General features: G+C 70.8%; 16 protein-coding genes. 14 read left to right on the top strand and 2 right to left on the bottom strand.

Features of this window, described 5'->3' with window-relative positions; all coding sequences use genetic code 11:
* Nucleotides 1-57: 57 nt before the first annotated feature.
* The 13 genes from ACFVAJ_RS00080 (at nt 58) to ACFVAJ_RS00020 (ending at nt 14,650) form a co-directional block, all read left to right on the top strand.
* Nucleotides 58-846 carry an amino acid ABC transporter ATP-binding protein gene (locus ACFVAJ_RS00080; RefSeq protein ID WP_376940741.1) on the top strand — a complete coding sequence of 263 codons (789 nt, stop codon included), beginning with the start codon at nt 58-60 and terminating at the stop codon, nt 844-846.
* A 64-nt stretch (nt 847-910) separates the two neighbouring features.
* Entirely contained in the window at nt 911-1,774 is an 864-nt protein-coding gene (locus ACFVAJ_RS00075) for a glutamate ABC transporter substrate-binding protein (protein ID WP_376940739.1), read from the top strand.
* Nucleotides 1,775-1,843: 69 nt separating this feature from the next.
* Nucleotides 1,844-2,494 carry an amino acid ABC transporter permease gene (locus ACFVAJ_RS00070; RefSeq protein WP_376940737.1) on the top strand — a complete coding sequence of 217 codons (651 nt, stop codon included), beginning with the start codon at nt 1,844-1,846 and terminating at the stop codon, nt 2,492-2,494.
* Nucleotides 2,491-3,420 carry an amino acid ABC transporter permease gene (locus ACFVAJ_RS00065; RefSeq protein ID WP_376940735.1) on the top strand — a complete coding sequence of 310 codons (930 nt, stop codon included), beginning with the start codon at nt 2,491-2,493 and terminating at the stop codon, nt 3,418-3,420. Before ACFVAJ_RS00070 ends, ACFVAJ_RS00065 begins: the two co-directional genes overlap by 4 nt.
* A gap of 48 nt (nt 3,421-3,468) precedes the next feature.
* Entirely contained in the window at nt 3,469-4,509 is a 1,041-nt protein-coding gene (pheS, locus tag ACFVAJ_RS00060; protein ID WP_376940733.1) for a phenylalanine--tRNA ligase subunit alpha, read from the top strand.
* Nucleotides 4,510-4,512: 3 nt separating this feature from the next.
* Complete coding sequence (gene pheT / locus ACFVAJ_RS00055) at nt 4,513-7,038, top strand: phenylalanine--tRNA ligase subunit beta (RefSeq protein WP_376940731.1); 2,526 nt, start codon at nt 4,513-4,515, stop codon at nt 7,036-7,038.
* 300 nt (nt 7,039-7,338) lie between these two features.
* Nucleotides 7,339-8,382: an N-acetyl-gamma-glutamyl-phosphate reductase gene (argC, locus tag ACFVAJ_RS00050; RefSeq protein ID WP_376940729.1), complete on the top strand. Its 1,044-nt coding sequence runs from the start codon at nt 7,339-7,341 to the stop codon at nt 8,380-8,382.
* Nucleotides 8,379-9,536 (top strand): bifunctional glutamate N-acetyltransferase/amino-acid acetyltransferase ArgJ, encoded by a 1,158-nt coding sequence (gene argJ / locus ACFVAJ_RS00045; protein ID WP_376940727.1) that lies wholly within the window; start codon nt 8,379-8,381, stop codon nt 9,534-9,536. Before argC ends, argJ begins: the two co-directional genes overlap by 4 nt.
* Before the next feature lie 2 nt (nt 9,537-9,538).
* Nucleotides 9,539-10,468, top strand: a complete 930-nt coding sequence (gene argB / locus ACFVAJ_RS00040) for an acetylglutamate kinase (RefSeq protein WP_376940726.1) — start codon at nt 9,539-9,541, stop codon at nt 10,466-10,468.
* Nucleotides 10,469-10,500: 32 nt separating this feature from the next.
* Nucleotides 10,501-11,652: an acetylornithine transaminase gene (locus ACFVAJ_RS00035; protein WP_376942426.1), complete on the top strand. Its 1,152-nt coding sequence runs from the start codon at nt 10,501-10,503 to the stop codon at nt 11,650-11,652.
* A gap of 24 nt (nt 11,653-11,676) precedes the next feature.
* On the top strand, nt 11,677-12,606 hold the full coding sequence (gene argF / locus ACFVAJ_RS00030) for an ornithine carbamoyltransferase (protein ID WP_376940723.1): 930 nt from the start codon (nt 11,677-11,679) through the stop codon (nt 12,604-12,606).
* Nucleotides 12,606-14,036, top strand: coding sequence for an argininosuccinate lyase (gene argH, locus ACFVAJ_RS00025; protein WP_376940721.1), 1,431 nt, complete (start codon nt 12,606-12,608; stop codon nt 14,034-14,036). The genes argF and argH overlap by 1 nt, the downstream gene beginning before the upstream one ends.
* 5 nt (nt 14,037-14,041) lie before the next feature.
* The gene (locus tag ACFVAJ_RS00020; RefSeq protein WP_376942424.1) at nt 14,042-14,650 is read left to right on the top strand and encodes a DNA-3-methyladenine glycosylase; all 609 of its coding nucleotides are present in this window, start codon (nt 14,042-14,044) and stop codon (nt 14,648-14,650) included.
* 94 nt (nt 14,651-14,744) lie between these two features.
* Here ACFVAJ_RS00020 and ACFVAJ_RS00015 read toward each other — a convergent pair whose 3' ends face one another.
* Nucleotides 14,745-15,350, bottom strand: a complete 606-nt coding sequence (locus tag ACFVAJ_RS00015) for a hypothetical protein (RefSeq protein ID WP_376940719.1) — start codon at nt 15,348-15,350, stop codon at nt 14,745-14,747.
* Nucleotides 15,347-15,967: a DNA-binding protein gene (locus ACFVAJ_RS00010; RefSeq protein WP_376940717.1), complete on the bottom strand. Its 621-nt coding sequence runs from the start codon at nt 15,965-15,967 to the stop codon at nt 15,347-15,349. The genes ACFVAJ_RS00015 and ACFVAJ_RS00010 overlap by 4 nt, the downstream gene beginning before the upstream one ends.
* 112 nt (nt 15,968-16,079) lie before the next feature.
* Between ACFVAJ_RS00010 and tyrS the strand changes: the two genes are divergently transcribed.
* Nucleotides 16,080-17,381, top strand: a complete 1,302-nt coding sequence (gene tyrS / locus ACFVAJ_RS00005) for a tyrosine--tRNA ligase (RefSeq protein ID WP_376940716.1) — start codon at nt 16,080-16,082, stop codon at nt 17,379-17,381.
* The last annotated feature ends 628 nt before the right edge of the window (nt 17,382-18,009 follow it).

Raw genomic sequence — 18,009 nt, 5'->3', positions numbered from 1 at the left:
GTAACCGCGTCGTCGAACAGTGGCGGCAAGGGCCGAAGCCTCCCTAGTTTTGGGGGTATGGAGCCCACCCAGCCCGCGCCGCCGACCTCGAACATCAGCGTCCGACGCGGCGAGCCGCTCGTCGTGGTCGACCACGTCGACAAGCACTTCGGCGAGCTGCACGTGCTGAACGACATCAACACGGTCGTGAACCGCGGCGAAGTCGTCGTCGTGATCGGGCCCTCCGGCTCGGGCAAGTCGACGCTGTGCCGGGCGATCAACCGGCTCGAGACCATCGACTCGGGCTCGATCTCGATCGACGGCGAGCAGCTGCCCGAAGAGGGCGCGGCGCTCGCGAAACTGCGGGCCGACGTCGGCATGGTCTTTCAGTCGTTCAATCTCTTCGCGCACAAGACGGTGCTCGAGAACATCACCCTCGCGCCGATCAGGGTGAAGAAGATGTCCCGCAAAGACGCCGAGGCGAAGGCGATGGAGCTGCTCGACCGGGTCGGGGTGGCGAACCAGGCGAAGAAGCTGCCGGCGCAGCTCTCGGGCGGTCAGCAGCAGCGCGTCGCGATCGCCCGCTCGCTCGCGATGAACCCCAAGCTCATCCTCATGGACGAGCCGACGAGCGCGCTCGACCCCGAGATGATCAACGAGGTGCTCGACGTCATGGTCGGCCTCGCGAAGGACGGCATGACGATGATCGTCGTCACCCACGAAATGGGCTTCGCCCGCAAGGCGGCCGACCGGGTGCTCTTCATGGCCGACGGCAAGATCGTCGAAGAGGCGACCCCGGCCGAGTTCTTCGATAACCCGCAGTCCGATCGCGCGAAGGACTTCCTCTCGAAGATCCTCGAGCACTGACGACCCCAAAGACCTCCGCTGCCACGAGCGGCGAGGACCCAACGGAAAGAGAAGAGGCAGGGACATGAAACGCAGCAGAATCGCCCTGGTCGCCGCAGCTGCGGCGTCCGCGCTCCTGTTCGCCGGCTGTGCCGGGGACGGCGGCGGCGACGCCGAGCCCACCGTCGAGGAGACTCCCGAGTTCGAGGAGGGCACGACCATGGCCGAGCTCGCCGAGGCGGGCACGATCACGATCGGCACCAAGTTCGACCAGCCGCTCTTCGGTTTGGTCGGTCCGTCCGGGGACCCCGAGGGATTCGATGTCGAAATCGGCAAGATCATCGCGGGCAAGCTCGGCATCGAGCCCGACAGCATCGAGTGGGTCGAGACCGTCTCGGCCAACCGCGAGCCGTTCATCGAGAACGGCCAGGTCGACATCGTCATCGCGACGTACACGATCAACGACGAGCGCAAGCAGGTCGTGTCCTTCGCCGGTCCGTACTACCTGGCCGGTCAGTCGATCCTCGTGCTGGCCGACAACGAGGACATCGCCTCCGAAGAGGACCTCGTCGGGCAGCCGGTCTGCTCCGTGACCGGCTCGACGCCGGCCGCGAACCTCAAGGAACTCGGCGCCGAGGTGCTCGAGACCGACACGTACTCGAACTGCCTCGAGCCGCTTCGCAACGGCCAGGTCGTCGCGGTGTCGACCGACAACGTGATCCTCGCGGGTCTCGCCGACCAGAACGAGGGCGAGTTCAAGATCGTCGGTGAGCCTTTCACCGAGGAGCCGTACGGCATCGGCCTCGCGCTCGACGACACCGACTTCCGCATGTGGATCAACGACGTGCTGGAGGAGTCGTACGAGGACGGGACGTACGAAGAAGCCTGGAACTCGACGGCGGGCAAGATCCTGCCGTTCGTCGAGCCGCCGGCGGTCGATCGCTACTGATCCCGACGTCCGGGCCCCGTTCGCGGGGCCCGGACCATCCCGCCCGACCCGCAACCCGAGAGGACCCGCGTGGACGTCGTCATCGCGAATCTCGACCTCTATCTCCAGGGCTTCGGCGTGACGCTGCTGCTGCTCGGCGTGAGCGGCCTCGGTGCGCTCGTCCTGGGCACGATCATCGCGGCGATGCGCATCTCGCCGATCGCGACGCTCCGCGGCATCGCCACCGTCTACACCGAGATCGTCCGTAACACTCCGCTCACGCTCGTCGTGCTCTTCGCGGTGGTGATCGTGCCGTTGCTCGGTGCGCGCGTGCCGTTCATCATCTCCGGGTTCGCCGCCCTCGCGGTGTACACCTCGCCCTTCGTCGCGGAGGCGCTCCGCTCGGGCATCAACGGCGTGCCGATCGGCCAGGCCGAGGCCGCGCGCAGCCTCGGGCTCGGCTTCAGCCAGTCGGTGGCGCTCGTGATCTTCCCGCAGGCGTTCCGCATGACGATCCCACCGCTCATCAACGTCTTCATCGCGCTCGCGAAGAACACGTCGGTGGTCGGCGGCGTCGGCTTCGTCGCCGAGCTGTTCGCGAGCGGGCGCACGCTCGCCAACGCCCACGGTAACGCGGTCATCCCGATCCTCATCGGGGTCGCCTTCTTCTACCTCGTCGTGACCGTGCCGCTCGGCCTCCTCGCGACCCAGCTCGAGCGGAAATGGGTGGTGCAGCGATGAGCGGAGCCGGTGTCCTCTTCGACGCGCCCGGCCCCAAGGCGCGGCGGCTGTCGGCCATCCTCTCGTGGGTGAGCGGGGTGCTCCTGCTGGGCGCCGTCGCCTGGGGCATCATGGTGCTGAACGCACCGCGCGAGTCCGGCGGGATCATCCTCCCCGGCATGTTCGACCCGTCGCGGTGGGACATCGTCGCCGACCCCGAATTCTGGTCGTTCGTCATCTTCACCGGCGTCTGGAACACACTGCGGGCCGCGGTCGTCGCGGCCGTGCTCGCCGTCGCGCTGGGCGTCGTGCTCTCGCTCCTGCGCAGCTCGCCGATCGGATGGATCCGCATCCCGACCGCGGTGCTGATCGAGTTCTTCCGCGGCATGCCCGTGCTGCTGATGATGCTCTTCATCCTGCTCGTCGCCGGCACGGGGCAGTACTGGGCCGTCGTCGCAGCGCTCGCCGTCTACAACGGCGCGCTCATCGGCGAGGCGCTGCGCGCCGGACTCGTCGCCCTGCCGAGAGGTCAGCGCGAGGCGGCGCTCAGCGTCGGCATGCGGCCGCTGCAGTCGAAGATGCTCGTCGAGTTCCCGCAGGCGTTCCGTCAGATGCTGCCGATCATCGTGGCGCAGCTCGTGGTGCTGCTGAAGGACACCTCGCTCGGTTACATCGTCGGCTATCAGGAACTCCTCCGCGTCACGCTGAACAACCTCGGCAGCTTCTACGGCAACCGGTACCTGTTCACGCTGTGGTGCGTCGCGTTCGTCCTGTACCTCGCGATGAACCTCTCGCTGTCGTGGTTCGCACGCTGGCTCGGCCGTCGCGGCGACCGCCGGTATCACCCGGGCAAGGTCGGGCCCGCGCCCGAAGACCCGAGCCAGGCGCTGCTCGTCGCCGACGCGAACGCGGCCGCCCGTGAGGCGGAGTCGGCAGCCCGACCCTGAGCCGGGGCTCGACGAATCGCACGTCGTACGCCGCTAGACTCGTTCTTCGTGTCCGAGCCCCTCGAAATCACCGAATCCGCGGTCGCATCCGCGGTCGACGCAGCCCTCGCGGCGATCGCGTCGGCCGGCGACTCCGCCGCGTTGAAGACCGTTCGCACCGAGCACACCGGCGAGAAGTCGGCGCTCGCGCTGCTGAACGCCGAACTGCGCAACGTGCCCAACGACCAGAAGGCCGCCCTCGGCAAGCTCGTCGGCGGCGCACGAGGCCGCGTCAACCAGGCCTTCGCCGCCCGCGAGGCCGAGATCGTCGAGGCCGAGGCGTCTGCGCAGCTCGCCGCCGAAGCGGTCGACGTCACGGCCCTGCCGTCGCGCATCACGGCGGGCGCGAGGCATCCGCTCGCCCTGCTGCAGGACCGGGTGTGCGACGTCTTCACCGGCATGGGGTGGGAGATCGCCGAAGGCCCCGAGGTCGAGAGCGAGTGGTTCAACTTCGACGCGCTGAACTTCGACGCCGATCACCCGGCGCGCGCGATGCAGGACACCTTCTTCGTCGACCCGCCCGAGGCGCACCTCGTGATGCGCACGCACACGAGCCCCGTGCAGATCCGCTCGATGCTCGACCGCGAGCTGCCGCTGTACGTGCTCGCCCCTGGGCGCGTGTACCGCACCGACGAGTTCGATGCGACCCACCTGCCGGTGTTCATGCAGTTCGAGGGCGTCGCGGTCGACAAGGGCCTCACGATGGCGCACCTCAAGGGCACGCTCGACCACTTCGTGAAGGCGATCTTCGGAGACGAGGCGAAGATCCGCCTGCGCCCGAGCTTCTTCCCGTTCACCGAGCCGAGCGCCGAGCTCGACTTCTGGCACCCGACCTTCAAGGGCGGCGCGCGCTGGATCGAGTGGGGCGGCTGCGGCATGATGCACCCGAACGTGCTGCGCGCGGCGGGCATCGACCCCGAGGTGTACACGGGCTTCGCCTTCGGCATGGGGGTCGAGCGCGGCCTCATGCTCCGCAACGACGTGCAGGACATGCGCGAGATGGTCGAGGGAGACGTGCGGTTCTCCCAGCAGTTCGGAATGGTGGTCTGACCCATGCGAGTACCCCTGAGTTGGCTCGCCGAGTACGTCGAGCTCGTGCCGGGCACGACGCCCGAAGACGTCCATGCCGCCCTCGTGAAGGTCGGCCTCGAAGAAGAGGACGTGCACACCTTCGAGCTCCAGGGCCCGATCGTCGTGGGCGAGGTGCTCGAGTTCGTCGAGGAGCCCCAGACCAACGGCAAGACGATCCGCTGGTGCCAGGTGCGCGTCGCGCCCGACGGTGAGACGGCGGCCGACGGCGGCGACGCCGTGCACGGCATCGTCTGCGGCGCCCGCAACTTCTTCGTCGGCGACAAGGTGGTGGTGACGCTCCCGGGCGCCGTGCTGCCCGGGCCGTTCCCGATCGCCGCGCGCAGGACCTACGGGCACGTCTCCGACGGCATGATCGCCTCGGCGCGCGAGCTCGGCCTCGGCGACGAGCACGACGGCATCCTGCGCCTGTCGACCCTCGGCATCGACGCGCCGGTCGGCAGCGACGCGATCGGCCTCCTCGGTCTCGACGACGCCGCGATCGAGATCAACGTCACCCCCGACCGCGGCTACGCCTTCTCGATCCGCGGCGTGGCGCGCGAGTACGCGCACGCGACGGGCGCGGTGTTCCGCGACCCGGCCCTGCAGACGCCCGCGACGGACGTCTCCGACGACGGCTTCTCCGTCGTTATCGACGACCGGGCGCCGCTGCGCGGCAGGCTCGCCTCGAACGCGTTCGCGACCCGCATCGTGCGCGGCCTCGACGCCTCGAAGCCGACCCCCGCGTGGATGATCGCGCGGCTGAAGCTCGCGGGCATCCGCTCGATCTCGGTGCTCGTCGACATCACGAACTACGTCATGCTCGAGCTCGGCCAGCCGATCCACGGCTACGACCTCGACGCGCTGCGCGGCGGCATCGTCGTGCGCCGTGCCGAGCAGGGCGAGCGTTTCACCACGCTCGACGGCAAGGAGCGCACGCTCCACGCGGAAGACATCGTCGTGACCGACGACCGCGGCCCCATCGGCCTCGCGGGCGTCATGGGCGGCGCCGAGACCGAGATGGGCGACGCCACGCAGAACGTGCTCATCGAGGCCGCCCACTGGGATCCGATCTCGATCGCACGCACGGCCCGTCGGCACAAGCTGCCGAGCGAGGCGGCGAAGCGCTACGAGCGCGGCATCGACCCGACCATCGGCGCCGTCGCGGTCGCACGTGTCGCCCAGCTGATGGTCGACCTGGCCGGCGGCACGGCCGACGCGGGCGGTTCGCTCATCCAGACCACGCCCGAGCGCGACGCCATCGTGCTGCCCGACGGCTTCGTCTCGCAGCTCATCGGCGTCGAGTACACGAACGACGAGGTCCACGACGCGCTCGCCGAGATCGGCGGGGTGCTCAGTCGCGTCGACGGCGGCTTCTCGGTCGTGCCCCCGGCGTGGCGCCCCGACCTCACTGGTCGTGAGGAGCTCGCCGAAGAGGTCGCCCGACTCGTCGGCTACCACCGCATCCCGTCGGTGCTGCCGGTCGCGCCTCCCGGGCGCGGTCTCACCCGTTCGCAGCGCCTCCGCCGGCAGACCGCCGACGTGCTCGCGGGCGCGGGGTCGACCGAGGTGCTGAGCTTCCCGTTCGCGACCGAGGCCGAGAACGCGCGCTTCGGCAGCGCCGACGGCTCGCCCGTGGCATCCGTGCGCCTCGCGAACGCCCTCGACCAGTCGACGCCGTACCTGCGCCGCTCGCTCCTGCCCGGCCTCATGGCCGCGGCCAAGCGCAACCGCTCGCGCGGGCTCGTCGACCTCGACCTGTTCGAGCTCGGGCTCGTCTTCCTTCCCGAGGTGGGGCGCGCCTACGGCTCGGCCGAGCTGCCGGTCGGCGACGCGAAGCCGAGCGACGAGACCCTCGCCGCCCTCGATGCCGGCATTCCGCCGCAGCCGCGCCACCTCGGCGTGCTGCTCGTGGGCGAGCGCATCGTGAAGCAGCCGGGCCAAGCGGCCGAACCGGTCGGCATCGTCGACGCGCTCGACGCGGTGCGCCGGGTCGCGCTCGCGACGGGCGCCGAGCTCGAGATCGTGCAGGGTGCGCACCAGGCGCTGCACCCGGGCCGCACCGCAGAGCTCCGCGTGAGCGGCCGCGTCGTCGGCTTCGCGGGCGAACTGCTCCCCGCGATCGCCGAGGAGAACGACCTGCCGCGCGTGGTCGCGGTCGCCGAGCTCGACCTCGACGCCGTCATCGCTGCTGCCGACCCCGCGGTCGAGGCGTCGCCGATCGGCACCTTCCCCGCGGCGACGCAGGACCTCTCGGTCCTCGTCGACGCCGCCGTGCCGGCCGCCGAGGTCGCCGCAGCCGTGCGCGAGGGCGCGGGCGAACTGCTCGAGCACCTCGGGCTCGTCGACGACTACCGCGGACAGGGCCTGCCCGAGGGCTCGAAGAGCCTGACCTTCGCACTTCGCTTCCGCGCGCCCGACCGCACGCTCACCGCAGCCGAGGCCAGCGAGGCGAAGCTCGCCGGCGCGGCGCTCGCGGCCGAGCGCACCGGGGCGGCGATCCGCGACTGAGCGGGTCGGGCCCGGCCCGATCACCCGAACGCCGACGACGGCGCCGCGCACTCCGCGGCGCCGTCGTCGCATTCCGACGCACGCCGACCGCCGGTTTGCGCCTCGCGTCGCCCCGCGGATATGGTCGATCCATGTCCATCACCCGGTTCGCCACCGCCGCACGCGTCTCGCGTGTCTCGGTCGTGCGCAGCCGACGCCGTGGCGGCCGCCGAATCTCGGCGACCCCTGCACAGGCGTAGCGGCCTGTCGCGGGGCGTCGCCGGAACATCGCCCCGACCAGACAGACCCTAAGGTGGATTCATGACGTACTCCGTCGCCGTTTCCGGCGCGTCCGGCTATGCCGGAGGAGAGATCCTGCGGCTCCTCGCCGATCATCCCGAGTTCGAGGTCCGCACCGTGACCGCGCACTCCAACGCCGGCCAGCCGCTCGTCGCGGTGCAGCCGCATCTGCGCACCTACACGCACCTCACGCTGCAGGAGACGACCGCCGCGACGCTCGCCGGCCACGACGTCGTCTTCCTGGCGCTCCCGCACGGCGCCTCGGGCGCGGTCGCGGCCGAGCTCCCGCCCGAGACGCTCGTCATCGACTGCGGCGCCGATCACCGGCTCGAGCGCGCCGCCGACTGGGACGCGTTCTACGGCGGCGACTTCCACCCCGCATGGACGTACGGGGTGCCCGAGCTTCCGCGGCTCTCGAGCACTCAGCGCGACCGGCTGGCGAAGTCGCGCCGCATCGCCGCCCCGGGCTGCAACGCCTCGACCGTCGCGCTGTCGCTCGCGCCGGGCATCCGCGCCGGCGTCATCGAGGACCGCGACCTCGTCTCGGTGCTCGCCGTCGGGCCGTCGGGTGCGGGCAAGAGCCTGAAGGCGCACCTGCTCGGTTCCGAGATCCTGGGTTCGGCGAACCCGTACTCGGTGGGCGGGGTGCACCGGCACATCCCCGAGATCCAGCAGGCCCTCCGCTGGGCCGGCGCCGCCGACCCGACCATCTCGTTCACGCCGGTGATCGTCCCGATGTCGCGCGGCATCCTCGCGACCTCGACCGCGCGCATCATGCCGGGCACCGATGCGAAGACGGTCCGCGCCGCCTGGGAGGACGCCTACGCGGGGGAGCGCTTCGTGCAGCTGCTGCCCGACGGGCAGTTCCCGCGCACCGCCGACGTGCTCGGCGCCAACACCGCGCTCATGGGCCTCGCGGTCGACGAGCGCGCGGGTCGTGTCGTCGTCATCACGGCGGTCGACAACCTCGTCAAGGGCACCGCGGGTGCCGCCATCCAGTCGGCGAACCTCGCGCTCGGACTCACCGAGTCGACCGGCCTCCCCGTGAACGGAGTCGCCCCGTGACCGTCACCGCCCCCGCCGGATTCGAAGCCGCCGGCATCGCCGCCGGCATCAAGCGCACCGGGGCGCTCGACCTCGCCCTCATCGTGAACCGCGGACCGTCGCAGCAGGCGGCCGCGGTGTTCACCTCGAACCGCGCGCAGGCGAACCCGATCATCTGGTCGCGGCAGGTCATCGCCGACGGGCAGGTCGCCGCGATCGTGCTCAACTCCGGCGGCGCCAACTGCTTCACCGGGCCCGAGGGCTTCCAGGTCACGCACCGCACCGCCGAGGCGGCCGCGTCGGCGCTCGAGGTCTCGGCCGGCGACGTCCTCGTCTGCTCGACGGGACTCATCGGCGACCAGCTCGACGGCGAGGTGCTCGAAGAGGGCGTGCTGAGCGCCGCGAACCGCCTCTCGGCCGAGGCCCAGGCGGGCGCCGACGCGGCGCGCGCCATCATGACGACCGACACGACGCCGAAGACGGTCGTCGTCGAGGGTGCGGGGTGGCGTATCGGCGGCATCGCGAAGGGCGCGGGCATGCTCGCACCCGGTCTCGCCACGATGCTCGTGGTCATCACGACCGACGCCGAGCTCGAGGCATCCGCCCTCGACCGCGCGCTGCGGCAGGCCACCCGGGTGAGCTTCGACCGGCTCGACTCCGACGGCTGCATGTCGACGAACGACCAGGTGACGCTCCTCGCGAGCGGCGCCTCGGGCGTCGTGCCCGACGAGGCGGCGTTCACCGAGGCGCTCACCGCGGCCTGCGTCGACCTCGCCGCGCAGCTGCAGGCCGACGCCGAGGGCGCGAGCCACGACATCACGATCGAGGTGCGCGGCGCCGAGACCGAGGACGACGCCGTCGAGGTCGGCCGTTCCGTCGCCCGCAACAACCTCTTCAAGGCCGCGATCTTCGGCAACGATCCCAACTGGGGCCGGGTGCTCGCCGCGATCGGCACCACGCAGGCGCCCTTCGACCCCTACCTCGTCGACGTGTCGATGAACGGGGTGCGCGTCTGCCACGCGGGGCGGCCCGACCGCCCGCGCGACGAGGTCGACCTGACGCCGCGCGCGACCCACGTGCTCATCGAACTGCACGCCGGCGAGGCGACCGCGACCATCCTGACGAACGACCTCACGCACGACTACGTGCATGAGAACAGCGCGTACGCGAGCTGAGCATGAGCGACTTCGAAACGGATGCCGCGGGCTCCAGCGCCGACCTCGCCGCCGAGAAGGCGCGGGTGCTCATCGAGTCGCTGCCGTGGCTGCAGCGGTTCCACGGCGAGACGATCGTCGTGAAGTTCGGCGGCAACGCCATGGTCAGCCCCGAGCTGCAGCGTGCCTTCGCCGAGGACATGGTCTACCTCCGCTACGCCGGCATCAAGCCGGTCGTCGTGCACGGGGGCGGCCCGCAGATCTCGTCGATGCTCGAGCGGCTCGGCATCGAGAGCGAGTTCCGCGGCGGGTACCGCGTGACGACGCCCGAGGCAATGGACGTCGTGCGCATGGTGCTCTCCGGGCAGGTGAACCGCGAGCTCGTCTCGCTCATCAACGGGCACGGGCCGCTCGCGGCCGGGCTCTCAGGAGAGGACGCGGGGCTGTTCACCGGCCGTCGTCGCGGCGCCGTCGTCGACGGCGTGGAGATCGACCTCGGCCTCGTCGGCGATGTCGTGGCGGTCGACCCCGAAGCCGTGCAGGCGCAGCTCGACGCGGGCCGCATCCCCGTCGTCTCCTCGATCGCGCCCGATGCCGACACGCCGGGGCAGTCGCTCAACGTGAACGCCGACTCGGCGGCCGCGGCGCTCGCCGTCGCGCTCGGTGCCGCGAAGCTCGTGATCCTCACCGACGTCGCCGGACTCTACCGCGACTGGCCGAACCGCGACTCGCTCGTCTCGGTCATCGAGGTGCCCGAGCTCACGTCCCTCCTGCCCTCCCTCGAGTCGGGCATGATCCCGAAGATGCGGGCCTGCCTCGACGCCGTCGAGGGCGGCGTCGCGAAGGCGGCGATCATCGACGGTCGCATTCCGCACTCGATCCTGCTCGAGGTCTTCACCCAGTCCGGAATCGGCACCGAGGTCGTGCCCCAGAACGCCGGAGGCGCCGAGTGAACGACTGGCAGCAGCGGTTCGACACCCGCATCATGCGCTCGATCGGCATGCCGCTCGCGAAGCTCGAGCGCGGCGAGGGCGCGCGCGTGTGGGATGACTCGGGCAAGCCGTACCTCGACTTCCTCGCCGGCATCGCGGTCAACGCGCTCGGCCACGCGCATCCGGCCTTCGTCGACGCGGTGTCCCGCCAGGCCGCGACCCTCGCGCACGTCTCGAACTACTTCACGACCGAGCCGACGCTCGAGCTCGCCGAGCGCATCACCCGGCTCGCCGGGGCGGGCGACGACGGTCGGGTATGGTTCGGCAACTCCGGTGCGGAGGCCAACGAGGCCGCGTTCAAGCTCGCCCGCCTGAACAACTCGGGCGGCGCGCGCACGCGCGTGCTCGCGCTCGTCGACGCCTTCCACGGGCGCACGATGGGGTCGCTCGCTCTCACCGGCAAGGCGCACATGCGCGACCCGTTCCTGCCGCTGCCGGGCGGCGTCGAACACATCCCGGCGACGATCGACGCACTGGAGGCCGAGCTCGACGACGCGGTCGCGGCGCTCATCGTCGAGCCGATCCAGGGCGAGGCAGGCGTCGTCGAACTGCCCGAGGGCTTCCTCGAGGCCGCGCGCGAGCTGACGCACCGCCACGGGGCGCTGCTCATCGTCGACGAGATCCAGACCGGCGCCGGGCGCACCGGCGCCTGGTTCGGATTCCAGCACGCGGGCATCACGCCCGACGCGATCACCTTCGCCAAGGGCGTCGGCGGCGGCTTCCCGATCGGCGGCCTCGTGACCTACGGTCACGCGTCGACGCTCTACACGAAGGGACAGCACGGCTCGACTTTCGGGGGCAACCCGCTCGCGACGGCCGTCGCGAACGCGGTGCTCGGCGAGATCGAGACCGCGGGCCTCGTCGAGAATGCGGCGAAGCGCGGCGAGCAGCTCCGCGAACGCATCCTCGGCCTCGACTCGCCGCTCATCGCCGGAGTCCGCGGACGCGGCCTCCTCATCGGCATCGGGCTCACCGAGCCCGTCGCGGGCCCGCTGGTCGCCGCGGCGATGGACGCCGGGCTCATCGTGAACGCCGCGAACGACGCCACCATCCGCATGGCGCCGCCGCTCATCATCGGCGACGCCGAGATCGACGAGTTCGTCGAGCGCTTCAGGGCCGCGCTCGACGCCGTCGCCGCCTCCTGAACCTCCCCACACGAAACGGACCCCATGACCCGCCACTTCCTCCGTGACGACGACCTGAGCCCCGCCGAACAGGCCGAGGTGCTCGAGCTGGCCGCCCGCCTCAAGGCCGACCGCTTCGCCGAGCGCCCGCTCGAGGGCCCGCAGACCATCGCCGTGATCTTCGACAAGACCTCCACCCGCACCCGCGTCTCGTTCTCGGTCGGCATCGCGGACCTCGGCGGCGTGCCGCTCGTGATCGCCTCGAACGAGAGCCAGCTCGGCGGCAAGGAGTCGGTGGCCGACACCGCCCGCGTGCTCGAGCGCATGGTCGCCGCGGTCGTCTGGCGCACCTACGCCCAGTCGGGCCTCGAGGAGATGGCGGCCGGCACCACGGTGCCCGTCGTCAACGCGCTCTCCGACGACTTCCACCCGTGCCAGATCCTCGCCGACCTGCAGACCGTGCGAGAGCGGAAGGGCGAGCTCGCCGGGCTCACGATGTCGTACTTCGGCGATGGCGCGAACAACATGGCGCACTCGTACCTGCTCGGCGGTGCGACCGCCGGCATGCACGTGCGCATCGCCGCCCCGGCCGATTACGCGCCGCGCGCCGACCTCGTGGCCGATGCCGAGCGGATCGCCGCCTCCACCGGAGGGTCGGTGCTCGTCACCACCGACGCGGCTGCCGCGGCGTCGGGCGCCGACGTGATCGTCACCGACACCTGGGTGTCGATGGGCCAGGAGGCCGAGAAGGCCGAGCGCCTCGCGACCTTCGGCGACTACCGGGTCACGGAGTCGCTCATGGCGGAGGCATCCGATGACGCGATCTTCCTGCACTGCCTTCCCGCGTACCGCGGCGTCGAGGTCGACGCCGAGGTCATCGACGGCCCGCAGTCGGTCGTCTGGGACGAAGCGGAGAACCGCCTGCACGCGCAGAAGGCGCTGCTGACCTGGCTCTTGAACCGGAAGGACGCATGATGGCCGAGCACGGCACCAATGAAGGCTCGCTCTGGGGGGCCAGATTCGCGAGCGGTCCGTCGCCCGAACTCGCGCGGCTCTCGAAGTCGACGCACTTCGACTGGCAGCTCGCGAGCTACGACCTCGCCGGTTCTCGGGCGCACGCGCGCGCGCTCGCCGCGGCCGGCTACCTCGCCGACGACGAGCTCGCCTCGATGCTCGCGGGCCTCGACACCCTCGAGGCGCAGGTGCTCTCGGGCGAGATCGTCGCGGCCGAGAGCGACGAAGACGTCCACGGGGCGCTCGAGGCCGCCCTCATCGGCATCGTGGGGCCCGAGCTCGGCGGCAAGCTACGCGCAGGCCGCAGCCGCAACGACCAGATCGCGACGCTCGTGCGCCTCTACCTGAAGGACCACGCCGCCGTCATCGGGCAGCAGCTGGTGCACCTGATCGACGCGCTCGCCGCGCAGGCCGAGGCCCAGCGCGGGGCCATCATGCCGGGGCGCACGCACCTGCAGCACGCGCAGCCCGTGCTGCTCGCGCACCACCTGCTCGCCCACGCGTGGGCGCTCAGCCGCGACCTCGAACGCCTCGTCGACTGGACGAAGCGCGCCGACGTCTCGCCCTACGGCGGGGGAGCGCTGGCGGGCTCGACGCTCGGCCTCGATGCCGCGTCCGTCGCCCGCGACCTCGGCCTCGCCGCGCCGGCCGAGAACTCCATCGACGGCACGGCGAGTCGCGACGTCGTCGCGGAGTTCGCCTTCGTCACGACGATGATCGGCATCGACCTCTCCCGCATCTCGGAGGAGATCATCCTCTGGAACACCCGCGAGTTCGGCTTCGTCACGCTCGACGACGGCTACTCGACGGGATCGTCGATCATGCCGCAGAAGAAGAACCCCGACATCGCCGAGCTCGCGCGCGGCAAGTCGGGTCGCCTCATCGGCAACCTCACCGGCCTCCTCGCCACGCTGAAGGCGCTCCCGCTCGCGTACAACCGCGACCTCCAGGAGGACAAGGAGCCCGTCTTCGACTCGGTCGAGACGCTCGAGGTGCTGCTGCCCGCGTTCACCGGCATGGTGGCGACCCTCACCTTCCACACCGACCGGATGGCGGAGCTCGCGCCCGCCGGCTTCTCTCTCGCGACCGACGTCGCCGAGTGGCTGGTCAAGCGGCACGTCCCGTTCCGGGACGCGCACGAGATCACGGGCGCCCTGGTGCGCTACGCCGAGGAGCACTCGCTCGAGCTCGACGCCGTCGACGACGCCGCGCTCGCCGCGATCTCGCCGCACCTCTCGCCCGAGGTGCGCGAGGTGCTGACGATCGAGGGTTCGGTGGCGAGCCGCGACGGCATCGGGGGCACCGCCCCCGTCAGGGTCGACGAGCAGTTCGCGCGCCTGGCCGATCGGGTGCGGCATCTCGTGGCCGGCCTGCCCGAGGGGGCGGCCTGACCGCACTGGTGACGCCTGAGCGGGCGTTCTTCGAGCAGGATCCGGTGCGGCTCGCGCCGCTCCTGCTCGGTGCCGTGCTGAGCTACGCCGCGCCCGACGGCGAGGTGGCGATCCGCCTGTCCGAGCTCGAGGCCTATCGCGGGGTCGGAGAAGACCCGGGATCGCACGCGTTCCGCGGACGCACGCCGCGGAACGCGGTCATGTTCGGCGAGCCGGGGCACCTCTACGCCTACTTCAGCTACGGCATGCACGTCTGCCTGAACATCGTGGCGCGACCGGCCGGCACCTCGGCGGGGGTGCTGATGCGCGGCGCCACGGTCGTGCGGGGCCTCGAGCTCGCGCGGCACCGCCGCCCTGGCGTCCCCGACCGCGACCTCGCTCGCGGCCCCGGCCGGTTGTCGCGCGCACTCGGGGTGCCGCTCGACGCCGGCGGCAGCGATCTGCTGGCGCCGCCGTTCTCGCTGCAGGTCCTCGAGGCGCCGCTGCACCACGCGGCAGGGCCGCGCACGGGCGTGAGCGGCGACGGCGGCGGTGCGGCGTACCCGTGGCGGGTCTGGCTGCCCGGCGACGAGGGTGTCTCACCGTATCGGCGGCACCGGCTCGCCGCCGAGTAGCCGCTGTGAATCGGGGACGGCGCAGGCGAAGGCGCACGCGCACGTCGCGCGAGCGGCGGGAAACTTCGTGCGCGGAGGACGCGAACGGCTCGGCTCAGCGGATCGCGAAGTGCACGACGAGCGCTGCGGCGCACGCCCAGATGAGGCTTGCGAACGTGCCGATGATGAACCGCTCGCGCGCCTCGGGCGCCTCGAGCTCGGTGAATCGGCCGACGCCCTTGATGGCGACGACGATCGCGAGCGCCTCGGGGAATCCGGCGATGATCGCGCCGGCCGAGGCGACGCGTTCGAGCACGCCGATCGTGAGCCCGCCGCGCAGCACCTCCCGGCGTCGCTCGACGGCGTGCACGCCCGCGGCGAGGTCGGCGTCGACGCGCCGGTCGGTCACGATGATGCCGCCGTGGAGGCCGGGGGAGACGGCGCCGCCCATCGCCAGGTCGAGGGCGGTGCCGGCCGCGGCGCTGCCGCCGAACACGGCCACCGCGAGCCCGAGCACGACGACGAGGGGAGCGACGCCGATCGGCGCGGGCCCCTGCGTCGATGCGGCGGCGAGGATCGCGATGCCGAGCGCGCCCGTCGCGAACCAGACGAAGCTGCGACGGGGCCGCACTGACGCGAGGATCGAGAGCACTGCGGCCGCGACGAGGGCGAGCATGAGCGCGGACCAGGTGATCGCGTCGGCGATGACGAAGAGATTCATGGGTGGCGGGCTCCCGTCGAGGCATCCAGAGTCTCAAGCAGCCTAGCGAGCGCGGGGACCGCGTCGAGCTCGGCGCGGATGTTCGCCGATTTCATGCGCGAACTGATCGCCGGGGCGCTCACACCGAGTTCGTCGGCGATGTCGGACTGGAGCGCGCCGCCGACGATGCGGTCGTACACCTCCCACCCGTGGTCGGAGCGGCGCTCGCGGAGGATGAGGGCGAGCTTGAAGAGCGCCTCGAGGTGGGCCGCGTCGCCCTCGAGGGCCGAGCCCGGCGCTTCGACCGCGAGCCGTGGCGTGCTCTTCTTGGCACGTTCGACGGCATCGCGTGCGGCGAAGAACGCCTCGCCGCTCGCCTCCCTGATGTCGTCGGGCAGGGGTTCGCGCACGGCGCCGCATCCGATGCCGACACTCCACTCGCCGTGCCTCGTGAGCTCGAGGGCGACGTCGACGGCGGTGCGCGCGTCGCTCGTGAGGAGCTGGATCTCGTCGCCTGCGTTGCGCGCGACGGGCAGGAGGAGTCGATCGCCGTGCGCCCGCTGGATCCGGTCGCGCTCGGAGCCGGCGAGATCGGCGCGGGTGCGGCTCGACACCTGGTCGGCGGTGATGACGATCATGGCGCCTCCTTCACCTTGTAGCCTTTATCTGATAGTAGATAAGCATACAGCATTAAACATCGGCCGGTTAGGGGTGGAACGCTCATCACCCGCCCGCTGATAATCTGACGTGGTGTCAGACCCAGTGATCCTCTCCACCCAGCAGAACGACGCCTCATTCGACGACGTCTGGGAGGAGCTCGTCTGGCGCGGCCTCGTGCACGTGTCGACCGACCAGGCCGCGCTCAAAGAGCTCCTCGCGGGCGAGCCGATCACGTATTACTGCGGGTTCGACCCGACGGCACCGAGTCTGCACCTCGGCAACCTCGTGCAGCTGCTCACCATGCGCCGGCTGCAGCTCGCGGGGCACAAGCCGCTCGGACTCGTCGGCGGCTCCACCGGCCTCATCGGCGACCCCCGCCCGACCGCCGAGCGCACGCTGAACACGAAGGAGACCGTCTCCGAGTGGGTCGGCTACCTCCAGGGCCAGGTCACGCGCTTCCTCTCCCAGGAGGGCGACAACGCCGTGCGCCTCGTGAACAACCTCGACTGGACGGCCGGCCTCAGCGCCATCGACTTCCTCCGCGAGATCGGCAAGCACTACCGCGTCGGCACGATGCTCAAGAAGGACGCGGTCGCCTCGCGACTGAACTCCGACTCCGGCATCAGCTACACCGAGTTCAGCTACCAGATCCTGCAGGGTTTCGACTACCTCGAGCTCTTCCGGCAGTACGGCTGCGTGCTGCAGACGGGCGGCAGCGACCAGTGGGGCAACCTCACGAGCGGCACCGACCTGATCCACCGCGTCGAGGGCGCGAGCGTGCACGCGATCGGCACGCCGCTCATCACGAACAGCGACGGCACGAAGTTCGGCAAGAGCGAGGGCAACGCGGTCTGGCTCGACGCGGCGATGTGCAGCCCCTACCGCTTCTACCAGTTCTGGCTCAACACCGACGACGCCGATGTGGTCACGCGCCTCAAGGTCTTCACCTTCCTCGGGCGCGAGCGCATCGAGGAGCTCGAGGCGCTCGTCGCGAGCGAGCCCTTCCGGCGCGAGGCGCAGCGGGTCCTCGCGACCGAGGTCACCACGATGGTGCACGGCGCGGATGCCACGGCTGCGGTCATCGCCGCATCGCAGGCGCTGTTCGGTCAGGGTGAGATCACCGAGCTCGATGCCGACGTCTTCGAGTCGGCCCTGCGCGAGCTGCCGAACACGACGACGGCGCCCGATGCGCCGATCGCACAGCTCCTCGCCGACACGAAGCTCGTGTCGAGCCTGAGCGAGGGGCGTCGCGCGATCGCCCAGGGCGGCGTCTCGGTCAACAACCGCAAGGTCGACGACCAGGCGGCGACGCTCGACGGCTTCGTCGAGCGGGGCGGTATGGCCGTGCTCCGTCGCGGCAAGAAGACGCTCGCCGGCATCTTCGTCGAGTAGCAGTCGGCTTCGCAGAGTTCTCCGGGCCCCGGCCGATCACGCCGTGATCGACCGGGGCCCTTCGCATCGTCTCGCGCCGGCCGATGAACCGGCGGACGGAGCGCTGGCGCGACGGGGGAGTGTCGTCTGGTCGGACGGCCGCGCCTTCGCGTGAACGCCGGGCGCTTCCGAGTTTTCCCCGACTTGATCGGGGAATCGTTCACGTCGGGAGGGTCGATGACCGGGCGCGACACGCCCGGGATGCAGAGTGGATTTGTGAGGGGCGGGGTGGTCGCGTAAATTCTTCTCTTGTCGCCGCGGCGGCCGGAGAACACGCGAGTGTGACCCGGGTCCAGCGGTGGTGGTTCTAGCCAAATAACCTCGAAGGCGCAGCATTGCGACTCGGTGATTTCAAGTCTAGGATGAGAAACCCCTTCCAGTGTTGATCCTGGCTCTTCGGAGCTGTGGTTGGTCGTGTTTACGGCTGGCTGGTTCGGTGGTATGTTTTACAGGTTGCCCTGAGGGCGGGCCCGGCTTCGGTTCGGGTGTCTGACTCGGGTGCGTCCGTTCCTTGAGAACTCAACAGCGTGCACTATGTTCAATGCCAATTTATTGAACCCCGGTCATCTTCGGATGACGGGATTCCTTT

The organism is Agromyces sp. NPDC057679, assembly GCF_042799635.1.
In the GTDB taxonomy this organism is placed as follows: domain Bacteria; phylum Actinomycetota; class Actinomycetes; order Actinomycetales; family Microbacteriaceae; genus Agromyces.
Note: the sequence above shows the minus strand (reverse complement) of the source record. Positions and strands in the feature narration are given on the sequence as shown.

Coding starts and splice junctions, on each gene's coding strand:
- ACFVAJ_RS00080 (WP_376940741.1), top strand. CDS start 58: ATGGAGCCCACCCAGCCCGCGCCGCCGACCTCGAACATCAGCGTCCGA.
- ACFVAJ_RS00075 (WP_376940739.1), top strand. CDS start 911: ATGAAACGCAGCAGAATCGCCCTGGTCGCCGCAGCTGCGGCGTCCGCG.
- ACFVAJ_RS00065 (WP_376940735.1), top strand. CDS start 2,491: ATGAGCGGAGCCGGTGTCCTCTTCGACGCGCCCGGCCCCAAGGCGCGG.
- pheT (WP_376940731.1), top strand. CDS start 4,513: ATGCGAGTACCCCTGAGTTGGCTCGCCGAGTACGTCGAGCTCGTGCCG.
- argC (WP_376940729.1), top strand. CDS start 7,339: ATGACGTACTCCGTCGCCGTTTCCGGCGCGTCCGGCTATGCCGGAGGA.
- argB (WP_376940726.1), top strand. CDS start 9,539: ATGAGCGACTTCGAAACGGATGCCGCGGGCTCCAGCGCCGACCTCGCC.
- ACFVAJ_RS00035 (WP_376942426.1), top strand. CDS start 10,501: ATGCGCTCGATCGGCATGCCGCTCGCGAAGCTCGAGCGCGGCGAGGGC.
- argF (WP_376940723.1), top strand. CDS start 11,677: ATGACCCGCCACTTCCTCCGTGACGACGACCTGAGCCCCGCCGAACAG.
- argH (WP_376940721.1), top strand. CDS start 12,606: ATGGCCGAGCACGGCACCAATGAAGGCTCGCTCTGGGGGGCCAGATTC.
- ACFVAJ_RS00015 (WP_376940719.1), bottom strand. CDS start 15,350: ATGAATCTCTTCGTCATCGCCGACGCGATCACCTGGTCCGCGCTCATG.
- ACFVAJ_RS00010 (WP_376940717.1), bottom strand. CDS start 15,967: ATGATCGTCATCACCGCCGACCAGGTGTCGAGCCGCACCCGCGCCGAT.